This window comes from Pseudomonas sp. 1L-E-NC-VB-C3 (assembly GCF_057291535.1).
Genome location: NZ_JBXAWD010000016.1, coordinates 16300 through 35994 on the forward strand (window position 1 = coordinate 16300; position 19695 = coordinate 35994).

The window sequence follows — 19695 nt, forward strand, 5'->3', positions numbered from 1 at the left end:
TAGCGGTGTTGCGGTAAAGCTTTTAAAAATTGCCCTGAACCCACTTTTTCAGTCGGTCCAGCAGCGGCGCCTGAGGCTCTTCGCTGCTGTAGCTGTCGCGGCTGCCGATGCCGGAGAACGAAACTCCATCGGACTGCTTTTGCAGGCCGTACATCAACAAGCCGACGCCAGTGGAATAAATCGGGTTGCGCACCACGTCATCCAGACCTTTCACGCCATGCGGTACACCGAGGCGCACCGGCATGTGGAAGATTTCTTCGGCCAGTTCAGTGGCGCCTTCCATTTTCGAAGTACCACCGGTGAGCACGATGCCCGCCGGGATCAGGTCTTCGTAGCCGCTGCGACGCAGCTCGGCCTGGATCAGGGTGAACAGTTCGTCGTAACGCGGCTCGACCACTTCGGCCAAGGCCTGACGCGACAGCTCACGCGGTGGACGGTCGCCAACGCTCGGCACCTTGATGGTTTCACCGGCACCGGCCAGTTTGGCCAGGGCGCAGGCGTAACGGATCTTGATCTCTTCGGCGTACTGGGTCGGGGTGCGCAACGCCATGGCGATGTCGTTGGTCACTTGATCACCGGCAATCGGGATCACCGCGGTGTGACGGATCGCGCCTTCGGTGAAGATCGCGATGTCGGTGGTGCCGCCGCCGATGTCGACCAGGCACACGCCCAGTTCTTTCTCGTCGTCGGTCAGCACCGAGTAGGCCGAGGCCAGTTGCTCGAGAATGATGTCGTCGATTTCCAGACCGCAGCGGCGCACGCATTTTTCAATGTTCTGTGCAGCGTTGACGGCGCAGGTGACCACGTGAACCTTGGCTTCCAGACGCACGCCGGACATGCCCAGTGGCTCGCGCACGCCTTCCTGGTTATCGATCACGTAATCCTGCGGCAGAGTGTGCAGCACGCGCTGGTCAGCCGGGATCGCCACGGCCTGAGCGGCGTCGAGCACACGCTCAAGGTCAGCCGAGCTGACTTCGCGATCACGGATCGCGACGATGCCGTGGGAGTTCAGGCTGCGGATGTGATTGCCCGCAACGCCGACGAACGCCGAGTGAATGCGGCAGCCGGCCATCAGTTGGGCTTCTTCGATCGCGCGCTGGATCGACTGCACGGTGGATTCGATGTTGACCACCACGCCCTTCTTCAGGCCGCGGGACGGATGCGTGCCGATCCCGACGATTTCCAGCTGGCCGTCGTCCGCGACCTCGCCTACCAGCGCCACCACTTTGGAGGTGCCGATATCCAGACCGACGATCATTTTGCCGCTTTGCACGTTTGCCATGGGTCCTGCCTCTTCTTAATTCTTTGCGACAGCGGGTTGGGCTGTCGTCGGCGCTACGGGTTCCCGCCAGCCAACAGCGAGGCCGTTGGCGTAGCGCAGATCGATGCGCGCAATGTTCGTAATCTGCTCTTTCAGCGTCTTGTCATAGATGGCGATAAAGCGGCGCATCTTTTCCACCAGGTTGCCGCGTCCCAGCAGCAACTCGATGCCGGGGCCGGAACTGCCGGCACCGGTGGTCAGGAACCAGCTGCCGCGTTCACGCAATTCCAGGCGTGCAATCGAAAAACCCAGCGGGCGCAGCATCTGGCTCAGCACCTGATACTGCTGCATCACCTGCTGCTGAGCCCGTTGTGGGCCGAACAGCTGCGGCAGGTGTTCGTAGTTCGCCAGTTCCTTGGGCGTGAACGCCTGGCCCTGGTTGTTGAGTAACGACTCGTCGCCCCAACGCGCCACCGGCAATTGCTCTTCGAGGCGGATCACTACCTGATCCGGCCACACCCGACGCACTTCGGCGTGGGCGATCCACGGCATCTGCTCGAGCTCGGTACGCATACCGGCGAGGTCGATGGTGAAGAAGCTCGACGCCACGAACGGCGCGATCCGCTGCTGCACCGCCTGCTGGCTGATGTAGCTCAAGTCGCCCTGCACCGCGATCTTGCTGATCGGCCGGTCGGCGTACGGCAGCAAACGCTGCGCGCCTTCGTAGGTACCAAAGCCCAGCGCCACCAGCAGCACCGGCCAGAACAGACTTTTCAGAAAGCTGAAATTGGCTTTCGGCAGGCGCGCGGACATCGGCTCTTTCGCCACCATTCGGCTGGCACCCCGCGGCACCGGCTTGCGGCCGGGTGCGGGTGGCTGATGTCTGAGATGAGCGCCTTGCATGGTCTTAACCTCGCGCCTCTGTTGCGCCTGCGTCTTCGACGCTGGCGGCCAGAATGGCCAGAACCAGTTGCTGGAAATCCAGACCGGCAGCCCGCGCCGCCATCGGCACCAGGCTGTGATCGGTCATGCCCGGTGCGGTATTGACTTCGAGGAACCAGAACTGCCCGTCGGCGTCCTGCATCACGTCCGCCCGGCCCCAACCGGCGATACCCAGCGCCTCACAGGCCTTGGCCGTGAGTTCCATGAGTTCCTGTTCCTTGGCCGCGTCGAGCCCGCACGGAATGCGGTACTGGGTATCGTTGGCGATGTACTTGGCGTCGTAGTCGTAGAACGTGTGCGGTGTACCCAGGGCGATAGGAGGCAACACCTGGTCACGCAGGGTGGCGATGGTGAACTCCGGACCTTGAATCCATTGCTCGACCAACACTTGCGAATCGTAGGTACTGGCCGCTTTCCATGCGTCGATCAACTCGGACGCAGAATTCACTTTGGCCATCCCGATACTTGAACCTTCATGCGCCGGTTTGACGATCAAAGGCAGGCCCAGTTCCGTCGCTGCGGAAATACAATCGGCTTCGCTGCACAGCACGGCGTGACGCGGCGTCGGAATCCCGAGACTGTGCCAGACCTGCTTGGTGCGCAGTTTGTCCATCGCCAGTGCGGAAGCAAGAATGCCGCTGCCGGTGTAAGGGATGCCGGCGCACTCGAGCAGGCCCTGCATGCTCCCGTCTTCACCGCCGCGACCGTGGAGAATGATGAACGCGCGGTCGATCTTTTCGCTGAGCAGACGCTGCAGGAAGTCTTCGCCCACATCGATGCCGAACGCATCGACGCCAGCGCTTTGCAGCGCCTCGAGCACGGCGTTGCCGGATTTCAGCGAAACCTCACGCTCGGCACTCAGGCCACCGAAGAGCACGGCGACGCGGCCGAAGTCTTTCGGCGCGATGGTGGAGAACAGCTTGGCGTAGGCAGCAGTCATTTCAACTTCCCCTCGACCGGCGCCGCCACGGCGCCGGCGAACAATTCACTTTTCAACAGCTTCGGCGCGAGACCGCCGATATCACCAGCGCCCTGGCACAGCAGAATGTCGCCGGCGCGCAGCAGCGGCTTGACCAACGGCGCCAGGTCAACGCCCCGCTCGATGTAGATCGGGTCGAGCTGACCGCGCTGGCGGATGCTGTTGCACAGCTTGCGGCTGTCGGCGCCCGGGATCGGCTCTTCGCCGGCCGGATAGACTTCCATCAGCAGCAGCACGTTGGCGTCGGCCAGTACATTGACGAAGTCGTCGTACAGATCACGGGTGCGGCTGTAGCGATGCGGCTGGTAGACCATCACCAGACGACGCTCCGGCCAGCCACCGCGCACGGCTTTGATCACCGCAGCGACCTCGGTCGGGTGGTGACCGTAGTCGTCGACCAGCATTACATTGCCGCCATCTACCGGCAGTTCACCGTAGACCTGGAAGCGCCGACCGACACCCTGGAAGCCCGACAGGCCCTGAACGATGGCCTCATCGCTGACGCCTTCATCGGTGGCGATGCAGATGGTCGCCAGCGAGTTGAGCACGTTATGGTTGCCGGGCATGTTCACCGACACGTCCAGCGGCTCGCGATCCGGGCGCAGGACGGTGAAGAAGGTCTGCATGCCCTGCTGACGGACATTGATCGCGCGCACATCGGCGTCTTCGCTGAAGCCGTAGGTCACGGTCGGACGCTTGACCAGCGGCAGGATTTCGCGCACCACCGGATCGTCCAGGCACATCACCGCCAAACCGTAGAACGGCAGGTTGTGCAGGAATTCGACGAAGGTTTTCTTCAGTTTGTTGAAGTCACCGTCGTAGGTCGCCATGTGGTCGGCGTCGATGTTGGTGACCACGGCCACCAGCGGCTGCAGATGCAGGAAGCTCGCATCGCTTTCGTCGGCTTCGGCGATCAGGTAACGGCTGGTGCCAAGCTGGGCATTGGTGCCCGCTGCGTTCAGACGACCACCAATCACGAATGTCGGGTCCAGACCTCCGGCCGCGAACACCGAAGCGATCAGGCTGGTGGTGGTGGTTTTGCCATGGGTACCGGCGACGGCGATGCCGTGGCGATAGCGCATCAGCTCGGCGAGCATTTCTGCACGCGGCACCACTGGAATGCGGCGTTCAAGGGCAGTCGCCACTTCCGGGTTGGACGTGTTCACTGCGCTCGACACCACCAGCACGTCGGCGGTAGCGGCGTTCTCGGCACGGTGACCGATGAAGATCTGCGCGCCAAAGGATTCCAGGCGCTCGGTGACCGGCGACGCCTTCAGGTCGGAACCGGAGACTTGATAGCCCAGGTTCAACAACACTTCAGCGATACCGCACATGCCCACGCCGCCGATGCCGACGAAGTGGATGCGACGGATGCGGCGCATTTCCGGTTGTGGCATGGCTTTCTGATTCTCAACCATGGGCCACCTCCAGACAGGTATCGACCACGCTACGGGTGGCATCGGGTTTGGCCAGTCGGCGGGCCGCTTGGGCCATTGCTTCGAGTCGTTGCGGTTGCATCAAGACCTCTGTCAGGCGCGCGGCAAGATCCGCGGCACCAGTCGTTCTTTGCGGCATCAGGAAGGCAGCGCCTTCGCGGGCCAAATAATCGGCGTTGCGGGTCTGGTGATCGTCGATCGCGTGGGGCAAGGGCACCAGCATCGAGGGCAGACCGGCGGCCGCCAGCTCACTGATGGTCAACGCGCCAGCGCGGCACACCACCAGGTCAGCCCAGCCATAGGCCTGGGCCATGTCTTTGATGAACGGCTGCACCTGCGCTTCCACACCCACGGCGCGGTAACGCTCGGCAGTCACTTCATCGTGATTTTTGCCGGCCTGATGAAACACTTCCGGGCGCAGGTCGGCAGCGACTTGGGCCAGGGCTTCAGGCAGCAATTTGTTCAACGGTTCTGCGCCCAGGCTGCCGCCAAGGATCAGCAAACGCGCTTTGCGCCCGGCCAGCGCCGGTCGCGATGTGTCGAGGAACAGCTCGCTGCGCACCGGATTACCGGTGGTACGGCGGCTGTCCGACAGAGTAAAGGTGTCGGGGAACGCTTCACACACTCGGGCGGCGAACGGCACCAGCAACCGATTGGCGGTGCCGGCGACAGCGTTCTGCTCGTGAACGATCACCGGCACGCCAGCCAATTTCGCGGCAAGACCACCAGGGCCGGTCACATATCCGCCAAAGCCAACCACGCACACCGGTTTCAGGCGGCGCATGATCGCCCGCGCCTGCCACACCGATTTGAGCAACATCAGCGGCGCCTTGAGCAGCGACAGCTTGCCCTTGCCGCGCAGACCGCTGGCGTTGATCCGGTGCAGTTCAAGCCCTGCCGCCGGAACCAGTTCGTTTTCGATCCCGCGTGGCGTGCCGAGCCAGTGCACGGTGTAGCCGCGAGCCTGAAACTCGCGGGCACAGGCCAGCGCCGGGAACACGTGGCCGCCGGTACCGCCGGCCATGATCAATACGTTAGCGCCCATGAGTCGGCTCCTCGGCGAAGTCGCTCTCCTGGAATTCCATCTCTTCGCTGCCCAGGTGGGTCCGACTCTCCCACTCGATGCGCAGCAACAGGCCCAGACAGGCGCAGCAGATCACCAGCGAGCTGCCGCCGTAACTGAGGAACGGCAAGGTCAGACCCTTGGTTGGCAGCAGGCCGACGTTCACACCGATGTTGATCAGGAACTGACCAATCCACAGGAACGACAAGCCGTAAGCCACGTAAGCGGCAAAGAACTGCTTGGCCTTCTCCGCCCACAGGCCGATGTACATGCCGCGAATACACACGAACACGAACAGCGCGACGGTGCACAGCGAACCGACTGCACCGAGTTCTTCGGCGAGCACCGAGAACACGAAGTCGGTATGCGCTTCCGGCAGGTAGAACTGCTTCTGCACGCTGTTGCCCAGGCCGACGCCCAGCCACTCGCCGCGACCGAAAGCGATCAAGGCCTGCGACAACTGATAGCCGGCACCGAACTGGTCGGCCCACGGGTCGGCGAAGTTGGTCAGACGCGCCATTCGATACGGCTGCATCTGGATCAGCAGAACCACCGCGCCAACCGCCAGCACCACCATCAGCGAGAAGCGGAACAGTCCGACCCCGCCAAGAAACAGCATCGCCGCCGCCGCGCCCATCATGACTACGGTGGCACCGAAGTCCGGTTCCATCAGCAACAGACCCGCCATCGGCAGCAGCACGATGAACGGCTTGAAGAAGCCCATCCAGCTCTCGCGCACTTCTTTCTGCCGGCGCACCAGATAACCGGCGAGGTAGATCACCACGAACACCTTGGCGATTTCCGACGGCTGCACGTTGAAGAAGCTGAAACCGATCCAGCGCATCGAACCGTTCACTTCGCGGCCGATGCCGGGGATGATCACCATCACCAACAGGCCGAACGCACCGATCAGCATCATCCAGCCGAGGCGCTGCCAAGTGGCGATCGGGATCATCATGGTGACAATGCACGCACCCAGGCCCAGCACCACATAGATAAGGTGGCGAATCATGTAATACAGCGGACTGCCCGACTGCGCCGCCGCCACTTCGGTGGACGCCGAGGCGATCATGATCAGACCCAGGCCCAGCAGCGCCAGGCAACCGGCGAGCATCGGGAAGTCGAGGTCGATGCCACGCCCGGTGATCAGCGGCGACGGGTACGGCTTGATGATGTTTCTCAGGTTCATGCCAGTTCCTCCACAGCGCGGACGAACTGGTGACCACGGTCTTCGTAATTCTTGAACATGTCGAAACTGGCGCAGGCCGGAGACAGCAGCACCACGTCACCCGGCTGGGCAGCTGCGCGGCATTGCGCGACGGCGTCGACCAGCGAGGTCGCGCGGATCAGCGGCACGGCATCGCCAAGGGCTGCGCCGATCTTGTCGGAGTCGCGGCCCATCAGGACCACAGCGCGGCAGTTGGCCGCCACCGGATCGCGCAGATCGTTGAATTCGGCGCCTTTGCCGTCACCGCCGGCGATCAGAATGACCTTGCCGTCGATGTCCGCACCGAGGCCTTCGATCGCGGCCAGAGCGGCGCCAACGTTGGTGGCTTTGGAGTCGTTGTAATAAGCCACGCCGTCGAGATCGCGCACCCACTGGCAGCGGTGTTCGAGCCCGGCAAACGTGCGCAGCGCCGCGAGCATGGCGTCGAACGGCAGACCCACAGCGTGACCCAGTGCCAATGCGGCGAGCACGTTGGACTGGTTATGCGCACCGCGAATCTTCAGTTCACGCACGGGCATCAGGTTCTGGAATTCGAAGGCGAGGTACTTCTCGCCGTCTTCTTCGCGAATGCCGAACGCCTTGAAATCCGGTTTGCTCAGGCCAAAGGTCCAGCATGGCTGACCTTCACCGATCAATGGACGGCTCAGGGCGTCCTGACGGTTGACCACAAACTGCTTCGCGCCCCGGAAGATCCGGTGCTTGGCCAGGTGATAGGCCGGCAGACCGCTGTAGCGATCCATGTGGTCTTCGCTGATGTTCAGCACGGTGGCGACTTCGGCGTTGAGCTGGTCGGTGGTTTCCAGTTGAAAACTCGACAGCTCCATCACATACAACTCGACGTCATCGCTGAGCAGGTCCAGCGCCGGGGTGCCGAGGTTGCCGCCAACGGCGACGCGTTTGCCCGCCGCAGCCGCCATCTCGCCGACCAGCGTGGTCACGGTGCTTTTCGCGTTGGAGCCGGTGATCGCGACGATCGGCGCCCGCGCGTTACGCGCGAACAGTTCGATGTCGCCAGACATTTTCACGCCACGGGCAGCGGCGGCTTGCAGGGCCGGAGTCGCCAGCGCCAGGCCGGGGCTCACGTAGAGCTCGTCGGCACGGCAGAGGAATTCGACGTCCAGCTCGCCACAACGCACTTCCACGTGCGGATAGTCACGCTTGAGCGTGGCCAGTTCCGGTGGATTTTCCCGCGTGTCGGCCACAGCAAACGACGTGCCCCGGTTCGCCAGGAAGCGAACCAGGGACATGCCGCTCTTGCCGAGGCCGACAACGATGCGGAAGTGGTCAGAAGCGATCAGAGACACTCGTTCTACCTCAGCTTCAGGGTGGCAAGGCCGACCAGGACGAGAATCACGGTGATGATCCAGAAACGGACGATCACGCGCGGCTCAGGCCAGCCCTTGAGTTCAAAGTGGTGGTGAATCGGCGCCATGCGGAACACGCGGCGACCGGTCAGCTTAAAGGAGGCAACCTGAATGACCACTGACAGGGTTTCCATCACGAACACGCCGCCCATGATGAACAGGACGATTTCCTGACGGACGATCACCGCGATGGTGCCCAGTGCCGCGCCGAGTGCCAGGGCACCGACGTCGCCCATGAACACCTGCGCTGGATAGGTGTTGAACCAGAGGAAACCGAGACCGGCACCGATCAGCGCACCGCAGAACACGATCAATTCGCCTGCGCCCGGCACGTAAGGAATCAGCAGGTATTCGGCGAACTTCACGTTGCCCGACAGGTAGCAGAAAATCCCCAGGCCGCCGCCGACCATCACCGTCGGCATGATCGCCAGGCCGTCGAGGCCGTCAGTCAGGTTGACCGCGTTGCTCGAACCGACAATGACGAAGTAGGTCAGCACGATGAAACCGGCGCCCAGCGGGATGCTGTAGTCCTTGAGCATCGGCAGAATCAGCGTGGTTTCCACCGGCGTCGCGGCAGTCATATAAAGGAAGATCGCAGCGCCGAGGCCGAACACCGACTGCCAGAAATACTTCCAGCGGCTCGGCAGGCCACGGGAGTTCTTCTCGATGACTTTGCGGTAATCGTCGACCCAGCCGATGGCGCCGAACAGCAGGGTCACCAGCAGCACCACCCAGACGTAGCGGTTGCTCAGGTCAGCCCAGAGCAAGGTGCTGACGCCGATCGAAGACAGAATCAGCGCGCCACCCATGGTCGGCGTACCGGATTTGGACAGGTGCGATTGCGGACCGTCGTTACGCACCGATTGGCCGATCTGACGGTTCTGCAGAGTACGGATCATCCACGGGCCATAGCACAGCGACAAGACCAGCGCGGTCAGCACACCGAGAATCCCGCGCAGGGTCAGGTACTGGAAGACCGCGAAGCCTTTGTAGAACTGTTGCAGATACTCCGCTAGCAGCAGCAGCATTAATGTTTCTCCAGACTGGACCCGCACAGAGCCGCAACGATGTTTTCCATCGCTGCGCTGCGCGAACCCTTGATCAAAATGGTGGTGTTTGTGTCCTGCTCGGCGGCGAGGGCCTGGATCAGCTCGGCCTGGGTGCCGAAGTGCTGCGCCTGCTCACCGAAAGCGTTTACCGCGTGGACCATGTTCGGCCCGACCGCGTAAAGCGCAGAAACCTTGCCTCGGGCGTACTCGCCCACGTCGCGGTGCCCCTGCTCCGCCCAGTCGCCCAACTCGCCGATATCGCCGAGCACCAGGACGGTGCGGCCGGAAAAGCCGGCGAGTATATCAACGGCCGCGCACATCGAGGTGGGGTTTGCGTTGTAGGTGTCATCGATCACGCGCATGCCGTTTTTTGCCAGTTGCGCGACGGTGCGCCCCTTGACCGGTTGCACCGCACCGAGGCCGGTGGCGATGCCGAACAGCGACACGCCCAAGGCGTGAGCAGCAGCGGCGGCAGCCAGGGCATTGGCGACGTTATGAGTACCGAGCAGGTTCAGTTGCACGCGCTCGCTACCTTCAGGCGTGTGCAGATTGAACGCCGGGCAACCACGGGCATCGGTGGCCAGATCGCTGGCGTGGAAATTCGCCTCGCTGTTGCTGAGAGCGAAGGTCAGCACCTGACGACCGGCAGCGCGGGTCCTCCAGATACCGAAGGCCTTGTCATCGAGGTTGAGCACGGCGATGCCATCGGCGGCCAGACCCTCGATGATTTCACCTTTGGCTTCGACGATTTTTTCCGGACCGCCGAACTCACCGACGTGAGCGGTGCCGGCGTTGTTCAGAATCGCTACGTGCGGCTTGGTCAGGCCGACGGTGTAGGCGATTTCACCGAGACGCGAAGCGCCCAGTTCGATCACGGCGGAGGTGTGTTCCGGCGCCAGTTCGATCAGGGTCAGCGGGACGCCGAGGTCGTTGTTCAGGTTGCCACGGGTCGCCAGCACCGGACCGCGCGTGCGCAGGATGCTCGCGAGCATTTCCTTGACCGTGGTCTTGCCACTGGAACCGGTCACCGCCGCCACTGGCTGGGTGAACGCAGCACGGTTCAACGCGCCGAGTTGGCCCAGCGCCTGACGGGTGTCCTTGACCAGCAATTGCGGCAACGCGCTGTCGGCGACTTCGCGCTCGACCAGTGCCGCCACGGCGCCTTTGCCGGCAACGTCGTTCAGATAATCATGACCGTCGAAACGCGGGCCGGTCAGGGCGATGAACAACTGACCAGGCTGGATCGCACGGCTGTCGATGCTGACGCCGTCGAAACTCGCATCAGCGCCGATCAAACGGGCTTCGAGGACGTTGGTCAGTTCACTGAGTGTCAGGGCCTTAAGCATGGGCCACCTCCCACGCGGTCAGGGCATGATCGGCCTCGACCAGATCGGAAAAGGCATGGCGCACGCCGTTGATTTCCTGATAGTCCTCGTGACCTTTGCCGGCGAGAACAATCACGTCGTCAGCGGTCGCGCCGGCGATAAGTTGCGCGATGGCCTGGCCGCGACCGGCGACGAAAGTGACTTTATCCACAGCGGTGAAACCGGCGCGGATGTCGTCGAAGATCACTGCCGGATCTTCAGTGCGCGGGTTGTCGTCGGTGACCAACACCTGGTCAGCCAGACGCTCGACCACTTCGGCCATCAACGGACGTTTGCCGCGATCGCGATCACCGCCGCAGCCGAACAGGCACAGCAATTGGCCTTTTACGTGCGGGCGCAGTGCTGTGAGAACTTTTTCCAGTGCATCCGGGGTGTGGGCGTAATCGACCACCACCAACGGCTGCGTGCCACCACCCAGACGCTGCATGCGACCGGCCGGGCCTTCGAGCTTCGGCAGCACTTTGAGAATTTCGTCGAGAGCGTAATCCAGACCGAGCAAGGCGCCGACTGCGGCCAGCACGTTACTCAGGTTGAAACGACCAAGCAGCGTACTGCGCAGGTGATGCTCGCCCTGCGGCGTGACCAGCGTGGCGCGTACACCATGGTCGTCGAACTGCGCTTCGCGGCAGAACAGGTAGGCACTGCTGTCGAGCAGGCTGTAGGTGATCAAACGCGACTCGCGTTTTTCCGCCGCCAGTTGCCGGCCGAAATCGTCGTCGAGGTTGACCACGCGGCACTTCAGGTCATTCCAGGCGAACAGCCGGGCCTTGGCCTCGGCGTACGCCTGCATGGTGCCGTGATAATCCAGATGATCGCGGGACAGGTTGGTCATCACCGCCACGTCGAACGCCAGCGCGGTGACCCGGCCCTGATCCAGACCGTGGGACGAGACTTCCATGGCCACGGCTTTGGCACCGGCCTTTTTCAGGTCACCCAGGGTCGCTTGCACGGCAATCGGGTTCGGCGTGGTGTGCAGGCCGCTTTCCAGCGCGCCGTAGAAACCGGAACCCAGCGTACCGACGATGCCGCAATGCTGGCCGAGCAGATCAAGTGCCTGCGCAACCAGTTGGGTCACGCTGGTCTTGCCGTTGGTGCCAGTGACGCCGATCAGGTTCAGGTGATGACTCGGCTCACCGTAAAAACGCCCGGCAATGTCCGAAAGTTGCGCCGCCAGACCCTTGACCGGAATCAGCGGCACGTCAGTGATCGGCAGCACGGTGGCGCCTTCGACTTCATAAGCCACGGCAGCCGCGCCGCGTTGCAAGGCATCGGCGATGTGCGCACGGCCATCGAAACGGCCGCCGGGCACGGCGAGAAACAAGTCGCCGGCGCGCACGTTGCGGCTGTCCAGCGCCAGTTCACGGATCAACAGATCGTGGCCGGCGTGGGGAAATATCTTGTTCAGACTTAATGACATCAGCCGCGCCCTCCATTGGCTTTCAGCGGAACGACCGGGGTGGCGTTGGCCTGTTGGGTGGTCGGCAGGTTGTCCGGGGTCACGTTCATCAGACGCAGGGTGCCGGACATCACACGGCTGAACACCGGCGCGGACACCAGACCACCGAAGTACCCGGCCTTGGTCGGTTCATCGATCACCACAACGATGGCGTAACGCGGATCGCTCATCGGGCCGAAGCCGGCGAACAGCGAACGGTAGGAGTTTTCTGCGTAGCCCTTGGTGCCGACCGAAGTCTTGCGCGCGGTACCCGACTTGCCGCCGACGTGATAAGCCGGCACCTGCGCACGGAACACGCCGCGCGGCGCTTCGATTACCTGCTGCAACATGCCCTGCATGGTTTTCGCCACGGCTTCCGGCAGCACTTGGGTGGTCTGCGGCATCTTGTCGGTTTTGATCAGGGTCAGTGGCGCGAGACGACCGTTGTTGGCCAGCGCCGAGAACGCGTGCACCAACTGGATCGCGGTCACGGAAATACCGTAGCCGTAAGACAAGGTTGCAGTTTCAGCCTTGCGCCATTCGCGGTAGTTGGGCAGATTGCCGACACGTTCGCCGGGGAAGCCCAGGCCGGTGTCCTGACCGAGGCCGACTTTCTGCGCGAGACGGAAAATCGTTTCGCCGCCGATATCGAAGGCGACCTTACTCATGCCGACGTTACTGGAATTGATCAGGATGCCGGTCAGATCGAGCACTGGCCCTTCGGTCTTCGACACGTCTTTAATGGTGTATTTACCGATCTGCAACGAGCCCGGATACACCTCGACGGTGTCGCTCGGTTTCCAGCGGCCGGTTTCGATTGCCGCGCTCATGGAAATGGCTTTCATGGTCGAACCCGGCTCGAACACGTCGATCATGGCGCGGTTGCGCATCATCGCCGGTTGCAGGTTGCGACGGTTGTTCGGGTTGTAGGTCGGCTGGTTGACCATGGCCAGGATCTCGCCGGTCTTTACGTCCATGATCACCAGACTGCCGGCCTTAGCGCCGTTTTCGATGATCGCGTTGCGCAGCTCGCGGTTGGCCAGGTATTGCAGACGCAGGTCAATCGACAACGCCAAGGGCTTGCCAGCCTTGGCGTTCTTGGTGACTTGAACATCCTTGATCAACCGGCCACGGCGATCCTTGATGACTTGTCGTTTGCCCGGCACCCCGGCCAGCCATTCGTCATAGGCCAGCTCGACGCCTTCGCGACCGTGATCGTCGATGTCGGTAAAGCCGACCATGTGCGCGGTGACTTCACCGGCCGGGTAGAAGCGGCGGAATTCTTCGATGCCGTAGACGCCCGGCACTTTCAGATCGAGCACAGCCTGACCCTGCTCGGGGGTCAGCCCGCGCACCAGATAAATGAATTCTTTGTTGGCCTGGGCTTCGAGGCGTTCGCTCAGGGCTTTCGGGTTCTGGCCCAGCGCGGCGGCGAGTGCCGGCCACTTCTCTTTGGCCGACTGCATTTCCTTGGCGTTGGCCCACAGCGTGGTCACTGGGGTACTGACAGCCAGAGGCTCGCCGTTACGGTCGGTGATCAGGCCACGGTGCGCCGGAATCGGAATATGCCGCAGGCTGCGCGCATCGCCCTGCCCTTTGAGGAAGTCACGGTCGACCACTTGCAGGTCGATGATCCGCCAGCAGATCGCCGCGACCATCAGACCGAGTAGCGCCACCATCAGGCGGAAGCGCCATGGGAACAGTGCGCCTTCGAGTTTCATCATGGCGCCACCATCTTCACGTCAGCCGCGCCAGGGATGTGCATTTTCAGTTGTTCAGTGGCCAGCACTTCGATGCGGCTGTGCGCAGTCCAGGTGCTCTGCTCGAGAATCAAGCGGCCCCACTCGGCCTGCGCCTTGTCGCGCACGCTGAGTTCGTTATAAAGGGTGTTGAGCAACTGCCGGTTCCAGTGCGCGCTGTACGACACGGCAATGGCCGAAAACAGCACGCCGATAAACAGCAGCAGCATCAGAAAGCTGCCGCCGGGCAGTGGTTTGGCGAAAAGCTTGCTCACCGCAACTTCTCCGCGACACGCATGACGGCGCTACGGGAACGTGGGTTGGCTTTGAGTTCGGCGTCGGAGGCCGTCTGCGCTTTGCCGTGGATTTTGATTTTCGGTTCGAAGGCGACGTGGCGAACCGGCAGGTTGCGCGGCAAATTGTCGGCCTCGCCTTTCACCAGCTTGCGCATGAACAGTTTGACGATGCGGTCTTCCAGCGAGTGGAAGCTGATCACCACCAGACGGCCGCCAACTTCCAGCGCTTCCAGCGCGGCGTCGAGACCGGCTTCCAGATCGCCGAGTTCGTTGTTGACGTGAATGCGCAACCCCTGGAACGCGCGGGTGGCAGGGTTCTTGCCCTTTTCCCACGCCGGGTTGGCGACTTTCAGCACTTCGGCCAGATCGGCGGTGCGCTCGAACGGCTTGATGTCACGGCGCTCGGCAACGGCACGGGCCATACGCCCGGAGAAACGTTCTTCGCCATACTCCTTGAACACCCGGGCGATTTCTTCCACCGGCGCGGTGTTGACGAATTCGGCAGCGCTGATGCCACGGGACGGGTCCATGCGCATGTCCAGCGGCCCGTCATTGAGGAAACTGAAGCCGCGCTCGGCGTCATCGAGCTGCGGCGACGACACGCCGAGGTCGAGCAGAATGCCGCTGACCTTGCCGGTCAGGCCTTGCTCGGCAACCACCGAACCGAGCTCGGCAAAGCTGCGCTGCACAACGACAAAGCGGCCGTCTTCGGCCGCTAGCGTTTGCCCGGTGGCAATCGCTTGAGGATCCTTGTCGAATCCGATGAGTCGACCGTCCGGCCCGAGCTGGCTGAGGATCAACCGACTGTGCCCGCCGCGCCCGAACGTGCCGTCCAGATAGCAGCCATCAGGACGTACGGCGAGAGCCTCGACGGCTTCGTCAAGCAGTACGGTGATGTGGTTAAAGCCGCTATCAATAGTCACAGGATCAAATCACGCAGTTCATCAGGCATCGCGCCCGGTTGTTGAATAGCAGCAAGGTCAGCGGCAGATACCGCATTCCATGCATCCTCGTCCCACAATTGGAACTTGTTCAGTTGGCCGACCAGCATCGCGCGCTTATCGAGCTTGGCGTATTCGCGCAAACGCGGCGGAACCAGGAAACGACCACTGCCATCGAGTTCGAGGTCGACGGCATTACCAATCAATAAACGTTGCAGGCGACGGTTCTCTTCGCGAAGCGAAGGGAGTGCGCGCAACTTGGTTTCAATAATTTCCCACTCATCGAGCGGATAGACACAGAGGCATGGATCAACGGCATCAATGGTCACGATCAATTGGCCGGAACTGCGCGAATCGAGCTCGTCACGGTACCGGCTCGGCATGGCGAGACGGCCCTTTGCATCGAGACTGATAGCGTTAGCTCCGCGAAACACGTCAGCGTTTCTCCAATTTTTATCGTTTTGAGCTCAAAAAACCCACTTCATGCCACTTTCCGCCACTTGCGCACACTATAGGAATGCGCCCACCACACCGTCAAGGCGCGGATTAAAGGAAAAGCCTTACAGAACGGAGATTTAGCGACGTAAAAGGAGGCTCAACGAGAATCTGACGTGAAGTTTTGGTCAATAACTTGATGCAGCACTGAAAGCTGCGCTCGAAAGTTAAAGTAGTTTGTTAAGAGTAAGATTTTTTCGGTATTACAAAGGCGCTTCGGCTGTTGATTGAAGCAGGGTGGGAAAAGGCTATTACCGCGTTTGCCGCTGCCGGAATTTCAGACCAGGCCGGCTGATATTACACAGCCGCGTCTTCTTTGTTTCAAGCAGGGAAAGAAAAAGGTGGAGAGTCGATCTGTAAGCCGGGTTCTGTCTTGAACAGTCATTCGTCTACGATGGCCATCACTGGACATCTTTAGCAACCTACCCGGTCCCAGCGCGGGCCACGCCTTGGGACCCTATTTGGTCTTGCTCCAAGTGGGGTTTACCTAGCCACGAACTGTTGCCAGACGTGCGGTGCGCTCTTACCGCACCTTTTCACCCTTACCGGCGCTTGCGCGCTTAGGCGGTTATTTTCTGTGGCACTTTCCGTAGGCTCACGCCTCCCAGGCATTACCTGGCACTTCGCCCTATGGAGCCCGGACTTTCCTCCCCCCCCTAATTTTCATAGAGGGCAGCGACTGTCCGATCGACTCTCCGCCGCGAAGGTTAACGGCAGAGCGCCGGAAGAACAAGCGCTAAAACCCTCAAGAACGCCATGGGCGACGGCTTACACGCCTTTCTGTTTATCCAGCGCCACCTGATACAACACGTTTTTGCGCTCGCCGGTGATTTGCGCTGCCAGTGCGGCGGCGCGCTTGAGCGGCATTTCCTCCAGAAGCAGATCGAGGATGCGCATGGCTTCGCTGCTGACCGCGTCCTCCGACTCCGGCGCGGTCCAGCCGGCCACCAGCACTACGCACTCGCCGCGCTGCTGATTGCTGTCGGACTCGACGAACGCACGCAGTTCGCTGAGCGGCAGGCCTTTGAGGGTTTCGAAGGTCTTGGTGATTTCCCGCGCCAGCAGAGCCTGACGCTCGCCGCCAAACACTGCTTCCATATCCTGCAGGCATTCGAGAATGCGATGCGGCGCTTCATAGAAAATCAATGTGCGCGGCTCTTCTTTGACTGCTTCCAGACGCGCCTTGCGTCCGACCGACTTGGCCGGCAGAAAGCCTTCGAAGATAAAACGGTCGGACGGCAAGCCCGCCGCCGACAGCGCTGCGATCAACGCACAGGCACCCGGCACCGGCACCACGTTGATCCCGGCCGCACGGGCCTGACGCACCAGGTGATAACCCGGATCGGAAATCAGCGGCGTGCCGGCATCGGAGATCAGCGCGACGTTGTCGCCCGCCAACAACCGCGTAATAAAGCGGCTACCCTCATCCCGTTCGTTGTGTTCGTGACATGCGGCCAAGGGCGTGCCGATGCCGAAGTGCTGCATCAGGCGCGCCGAATGCCGGGTGTCTTCCGCTGCAATCAGGGCCACTTCACGGAGGATTTTCAAGGCCCGGGCGCTGATGTCGTCCAGGTTGCCGATGGGCGTCGCCACCACATAAAGCGAGCCAGCAGCGGAATTCAAAGGACCTGGAGCAGTCAAAGCGCACACCTCGTGATCGGTAAAAGCGGCCATTGTAGCGCGTCATGAGGCTTGCGATGCGCTCCGGCCGAGTGCGGTTTTTCGCCCGGTTGTGCGTTTGCGCAACATTTACTCCTGCTAAATTGACCGATTCATGCCAGTAACATCGCGCCCCGGCCAGTGCTTGGGTACAATTCCACGCTAATTTGATCGAGTATCAGGAACACTTACATGATCGCTTGCCTGCGGCTGTTCACTGCCCTCTGCCTCGCTGCCTTGTTGGCCGCGTGTGCCAGCTCCCCTTCCTCCAGCCTTGGCGAACTTCCACGGACTCCGGACGCCAGCATCGAGCAACTGCTCGAACAGGCTGCGCAGGCTAAAACCCCGGAACAAGCCGCCCTGCTGCGCCTGAGCGCGGCGGACCAGGCCTACCGCCAAGGCAATGCCGGCCAGTCCGCGCAAATCCTGCAACAAGTGCCGGTGGAGCAACTCAAGCCAGGCCAGCAGATTTTCGCCAATACGCTGTCCGCCGAACTGGCCATGACGCGCAATCAGCCGAAAGCTGCGCTGACCGCCCTGAGCCATCCGAGCTTCCAGAAGCTCGGGGAAATGCCGGAAGAGCAGCAAGTGCGCACTGGCACTGTTCACGCCCGCGCCCTTGAAGCCGATGGCCAGACGCTGGCCGCTGCCCGTGAGCGTGTGTTCATTGCACCGATGCTGGAAGGCGAAGCGGCGAGCAAGAACCACGAAGCGATCTGGACCCTGATCGCTTCGCTGCCAACCGATCAATTGCAACCGAACAACACCGACGATCTCGGCGGCTGGATGGCACTGGCGCAAGCGGTGAAAACCGCAGGCACGCTGGAACAGCAACAAGCCGCGATCGACAACTGGCGTGCGCAGAATCCAAAGCACCCGGCGGCGATCAACCTGCCGCTGCCGCTGACCAAGCTCAAGGAACTGGCCAGCCAGCCACTGAGCAAAATCGCCCTGCTGCTGCCACAGGACGGCCAGTTGGCGTCGGTCGGCAAAGCGCTGCGTGAAGGCTTCATGGCCGCGCATTATCAGGCGCAACAGGCCGGCCAGAACCCACCTGCCATCGAGTTCTACGACAGCTCGAAGCTGACTTCGATGGACGAGTTCTATCGCAAGGCTCAGGCTGACGGCGTGCAACTGGTAGTCGGCCCACTGGAAAAACCACTGGTCAAGCAACTGAGCACTCGCCCGCAACTGCCAATCACCACCCTGGCGCTGAACTACAGCGAAGGCGAGCAAGGCCCGGCGCAGTTGTTCCAGTTCGGCCTGGCGGCTGAAGACGAAGCTCGCGAAGTTTCCCGTCGCGCTCGTGCCGACGGCCTGCATCGCGCCGCGATCATGGTGCCGAAGGGCGAATGGGGCGATCGCGTCCTGCGTGCCTTCAGCCAGGACTGGCAAGCCAATGGCGGCAGTATCGTTGCCACCGAGCGTGTCGATCAGCCGGTGCAACTGGCCCAGCAGATCGCCGACATGTTCCAGCTGCGTCAGAGCGAAGCTCGCGCCAAGAGCCTGCAGAATGTTGCCGGCACCAATGTCGCCGCCCAGCCTTCGCGTCGCCAGGACATCGAATTCATCTTCTTGGCCGCCACGCCGCAACAGGCCCAGCAGATCAAGCCGACCCTGAACTTCCAGTACGCCGGTGACGTGCCGGTCTACGCGACTTCCCACGTGTACAGCGCCAGCGGCGACGTCAATCAGTACAACGACATGAACGGCATTCGCTTCTGCGAAACCCCATGGCTGCTGGAAACCAGCGATCCGCTGCGCCAGCAGGTGGCTGCGCAATGGCCGCAAGCCAATGGCAGCCTCGGTCGCCTGTACGCCATGGGCGCCGACGCCTATCGCCTGGCACCGCGTCTGGGCCAACTCAAGGCCCTGCCGGACAGCCGCATCGAAGGTCAGTCGGGCAGCCTCGGCATGACCCAGACCCAACGCGTAGTGCGCCAGCTGCCATGGGCACAGTTCGTCAGCGGTCAGGTGCAGCGCCTGCCGGACACACCGCGCTGATGCCCGACAGGTCACGCTCGCAAAGCGGCAAGGATGCCGAGCGCCAAGCGCTCGAACATCTGCAACAACAAGGTCTGCACCTGTTGGCGCAGAACTGGTTATGCAAACGCGGCGAGCTTGATCTGGTCATGCTTGATGGCGATACAGTAGTATTCGTTGAAGTTCGCTACAGAAAAAACACTCAATGGGGTGGCGCGCTCGCCAGTATCGACGAGCGCAAGCAGCAGAAACTGATCTTTGCAGCACAGTATTTTCTTCAGCGCGAGTCGCGTTGGGCCAATTCCCCCTGCCGCTTCGATGTGGTGGCGATCGACAGCCACCCGAATCAGCTGAACTGGTTGCAGAATGCTTTCGACAGTTGATCGCCTGCACCCTGCCCCGTTTTCGTCCGACACATTTTGCTCTTTGCTTTGCCGGCT

Annotated in this window: 17 protein-coding genes and 1 other RNA gene; 2 read left to right on the plus strand and 16 right to left on the minus strand. The window is 61.9% G+C overall.

From position 1 onward, the window contains the following. Positions 1 to 22 precede the first annotated feature (22 nt). From ftsA to rsmI, 16 genes are all read right to left on the minus strand, one after another. The gene (gene ftsA / locus AC0Z5Z_RS22555) at positions 23 to 1282 is read right to left on the minus strand and encodes a cell division protein FtsA (RefSeq protein ID WP_016773282.1); all 1260 of its coding nucleotides are present in this window, start codon (positions 1280 to 1282) and stop codon (positions 23 to 25) included. A 15-nt stretch (positions 1283 to 1297) separates the two neighbouring features. Next, positions 1298 to 2164, minus strand: coding sequence for a cell division protein FtsQ/DivIB (locus AC0Z5Z_RS22560; protein WP_039761388.1), 867 nt, complete (start codon positions 2162 to 2164; stop codon positions 1298 to 1300). A gap of 4 nt (positions 2165 to 2168) precedes the next feature. Continuing rightward, entirely contained in the window at positions 2169 to 3143 is a 975-nt protein-coding gene (locus tag AC0Z5Z_RS22565) for a D-alanine--D-alanine ligase (RefSeq protein WP_016773280.1), read from the minus strand. Beyond that, on the minus strand, positions 3140 to 4600 hold the full coding sequence (gene murC, locus AC0Z5Z_RS22570) for a UDP-N-acetylmuramate--L-alanine ligase (RefSeq protein WP_039761387.1): 1461 nt from the start codon (positions 4598 to 4600) through the stop codon (positions 3140 to 3142). The genes AC0Z5Z_RS22565 and murC overlap by 4 nt, the downstream gene beginning before the upstream one ends. Continuing rightward, on the minus strand, positions 4593 to 5663 hold the full coding sequence (gene murG / locus AC0Z5Z_RS22575) for an undecaprenyldiphospho-muramoylpentapeptide beta-N-acetylglucosaminyltransferase (RefSeq protein ID WP_016773277.1): 1071 nt from the start codon (positions 5661 to 5663) through the stop codon (positions 4593 to 4595). The genes murC and murG overlap by 8 nt, the downstream gene beginning before the upstream one ends. Continuing rightward, a complete protein-coding gene (gene ftsW, locus AC0Z5Z_RS22580) occupies positions 5653 to 6870 on the minus strand; it encodes a putative lipid II flippase FtsW (protein WP_016773276.1) in 1218 nt (405 codons plus the stop codon). The genes murG and ftsW overlap by 11 nt, the downstream gene beginning before the upstream one ends. Then, the gene (gene murD, locus AC0Z5Z_RS22585; RefSeq protein ID WP_485611676.1) at positions 6867 to 8213 is read right to left on the minus strand and encodes a UDP-N-acetylmuramoyl-L-alanine--D-glutamate ligase; all 1347 of its coding nucleotides are present in this window, start codon (positions 8211 to 8213) and stop codon (positions 6867 to 6869) included. The genes ftsW and murD overlap by 4 nt, the downstream gene beginning before the upstream one ends. A gap of 5 nt (positions 8214 to 8218) precedes the next feature. Then, positions 8219 to 9301, minus strand: a complete 1083-nt coding sequence (gene mraY, locus AC0Z5Z_RS22590) for a phospho-N-acetylmuramoyl-pentapeptide-transferase (RefSeq protein ID WP_016773275.1) — start codon at positions 9299 to 9301, stop codon at positions 8219 to 8221. Next, positions 9301 to 10668 carry a UDP-N-acetylmuramoyl-tripeptide--D-alanyl-D-alanine ligase gene (locus AC0Z5Z_RS22595; RefSeq protein ID WP_150741843.1) on the minus strand — a complete coding sequence of 456 codons (1368 nt, stop codon included), beginning with the start codon at positions 10666 to 10668 and terminating at the stop codon, positions 9301 to 9303. Before AC0Z5Z_RS22595 ends, mraY begins: the two co-directional genes overlap by 1 nt. Continuing rightward, positions 10661 to 12124, minus strand: a complete 1464-nt coding sequence (locus AC0Z5Z_RS22600; protein ID WP_016773271.1) for a UDP-N-acetylmuramoyl-L-alanyl-D-glutamate--2,6-diaminopimelate ligase — start codon at positions 12122 to 12124, stop codon at positions 10661 to 10663. The genes AC0Z5Z_RS22595 and AC0Z5Z_RS22600 overlap by 8 nt, the downstream gene beginning before the upstream one ends. Beyond that, a complete protein-coding gene (locus AC0Z5Z_RS22605) occupies positions 12124 to 13863 on the minus strand; it encodes a peptidoglycan D,D-transpeptidase FtsI family protein (RefSeq protein WP_174823877.1) in 1740 nt (579 codons plus the stop codon). The genes AC0Z5Z_RS22600 and AC0Z5Z_RS22605 overlap by 1 nt, the downstream gene beginning before the upstream one ends. Further along, positions 13863 to 14156: a cell division protein FtsL gene (ftsL, locus tag AC0Z5Z_RS22610; RefSeq protein WP_016773269.1), complete on the minus strand. Its 294-nt coding sequence runs from the start codon at positions 14154 to 14156 to the stop codon at positions 13863 to 13865. The genes AC0Z5Z_RS22605 and ftsL overlap by 1 nt, the downstream gene beginning before the upstream one ends. After that, positions 14153 to 15100, minus strand: coding sequence for a 16S rRNA (cytosine(1402)-N(4))-methyltransferase RsmH (gene rsmH, locus AC0Z5Z_RS22615; protein ID WP_024014247.1), 948 nt, complete (start codon positions 15098 to 15100; stop codon positions 14153 to 14155). The genes ftsL and rsmH overlap by 4 nt, the downstream gene beginning before the upstream one ends. After that, positions 15097 to 15552, minus strand: coding sequence for a division/cell wall cluster transcriptional repressor MraZ (gene mraZ / locus AC0Z5Z_RS22620; RefSeq protein ID WP_007917012.1), 456 nt, complete (start codon positions 15550 to 15552; stop codon positions 15097 to 15099). The genes rsmH and mraZ overlap by 4 nt, the downstream gene beginning before the upstream one ends. A gap of 402 nt (positions 15553 to 15954) precedes the next feature. After that, an RNA gene (gene rnpB, locus AC0Z5Z_RS22625) (RNase P RNA component class A) lies at positions 15955 to 16308 on the minus strand. A gap of 73 nt (positions 16309 to 16381) precedes the next feature. Beyond that, positions 16382 to 17287 (minus strand): 16S rRNA (cytidine(1402)-2'-O)-methyltransferase, encoded by a 906-nt coding sequence (gene rsmI / locus AC0Z5Z_RS22630; protein ID WP_016773267.1) that lies wholly within the window; start codon positions 17285 to 17287, stop codon positions 16382 to 16384. A 177-nt stretch (positions 17288 to 17464) separates the two neighbouring features. On the opposite strand from rsmI, the gene AC0Z5Z_RS22635 reads away from it, so the two are divergent. Next, a complete protein-coding gene (locus AC0Z5Z_RS22635) occupies positions 17465 to 19276 on the plus strand; it encodes a penicillin-binding protein activator (protein ID WP_073473468.1) in 1812 nt (603 codons plus the stop codon). Next, positions 19276 to 19638: a YraN family protein gene (locus AC0Z5Z_RS22640; RefSeq protein WP_122603711.1), complete on the plus strand. Its 363-nt coding sequence runs from the start codon at positions 19276 to 19278 to the stop codon at positions 19636 to 19638. Before AC0Z5Z_RS22635 ends, AC0Z5Z_RS22640 begins: the two co-directional genes overlap by 1 nt. The last annotated feature ends 57 nt before the right edge of the window (positions 19639 to 19695 follow it).